The sequence below is a fragment of the Streptomyces viridosporus genome (assembly GCF_002078235.1).
Taxonomy (GTDB): domain Bacteria; phylum Actinomycetota; class Actinomycetes; order Streptomycetales; family Streptomycetaceae; genus Streptomyces; species Streptomyces viridosporus.
This window is the reverse complement of the sequence record NZ_MSGP01000641.1, coordinates 1-1,291: the sequence shown is the minus strand read 5'-3', so window position 1 is coordinate 1,291 and position 1,291 is coordinate 1. Positions and strand designations below refer to the sequence as shown.

Sequence of the window (1,291 nt, the reverse complement as noted above, 5' to 3'; positions counted from 1 at the left end):
ACGGCTGATCCTCGACGTCCTCCTGGGGGATGCCAACCTGTTCCCCCGTCACCAGGAAGTGGAAGAGTCCTGGAAGATCCTCGACCCGATCGAGGAGTACTGGGCGTCGCACGGCAGGCCGGCGCGGTACGCCTCGGGCAGCTGGGGACCCGCGGAGGCCGACGAGATGCTCGAGCGAGACGGACGGAGCTGGCGCAGGCCATGAAGATCGATCTGACCGACACCACGGCAAGCAGGATCAACAAGGCGCTGGTGCAGGGCCGCCGGGCCATCGGCACACCGGCCGTGGGCATGGTGCTCACCCTGGTCGTCGTGACGGACGAGGAGAACGCCTACGACGCGCTGAAGGCGGCCGGCGACGCCTCGCACGAGCACCCCTCGCGCACCCTGGTCGTCATCAAGCGGCAGGCCCGCACCCCGCGCGAGCGCACCCACCCCCGGCTGGACGCGGAGGTCCGCCTCGGCTCGGAGTCGGGCACCGGCGAAACGGTGGTGCTGCGGACCTACGGCGAGGTCTCCGAGCACGCCGACTCGGTGGTGCTGCCGCTGCTGCTGCCGGACGCCCCGGTGGTGGTCTGGTGGCCGACGGACGCGCCCGAGAACCCGGCGAAGGACCCGCTGGGCGCGCTGGCCCAGCGCCGGATCACCGACCTGTACGCGGTCGAGAACCCCTCGGAGGTCCTGGCGGCACGCGTGCGCTCCTACGCGCCGGGCGACACCGACCTCGCCTGGACCCGGCTGACGCCGTGGCGCTCCCTGCTGGCCGCGGCCCTGGACCAGGCCCCGGTGACGGTGACCTCGGCGGCCGTGGAGGCCGAGGCCGACAACCCGGCCGCCGAGCTGCTGGCACGCTGGCTGGAGGCGCGGCTGCGGGTCCCCGTCGACCGGGTGGTGACCGACGGACCGGTCGTCACGGCGGTCCGCCTCGGCACCGCGGAGGGCGACCTCGTCATCGACCGCCCCGAGGGCCCGCTGGCCACGCTGTCCCTGCCGGGCCAGCCACCGCGCCGGGTGGCGCTGAAGATCCGTGCCACCTCCGAACTCATCGCCGAGGAGCTCAGGCGCCTCGACGCGGACGAGATGTACGCCCTCGCCCTGCGCGGCGGGGCCGGCCAGGAGGTCCTCGCCCATGCATGAGGTCCCCGAGCTGACCCGGCGCCCCCAGTGGACCGCCCTGGAGGACCACCGCACGGACACGCTGCCGCGGCCCGACCTGCGCGAGCTGTTCGCCGCCGACCCCTCCCGCGCGGAGCGGTACGTGGCGCACGTGGGCGACCTGTACGTCGACTAC

At 73.9% G+C, this 1,291-nt stretch carries 1 protein-coding gene and 1 pseudogene; both read left to right on the top strand.

Annotated features, from left to right (window positions below):
• Positions 1-205 (top strand): annotated as a pseudogene (locus B7L92_RS34895) (glucose-6-phosphate dehydrogenase); the annotation flags it as partial.
• Positions 202-1,137 carry a glucose-6-phosphate dehydrogenase assembly protein OpcA gene (opcA, locus tag B7L92_RS34890; RefSeq protein WP_081241232.1) on the top strand — a complete coding sequence of 312 codons (936 nt, stop codon included), beginning with the start codon at positions 202-204 and terminating at the stop codon, positions 1,135-1,137. The pseudogene B7L92_RS34895 and the gene opcA, both read left to right, overlap by 4 nt.
• Positions 1,138-1,291: the final 154 nt, after the last annotated feature.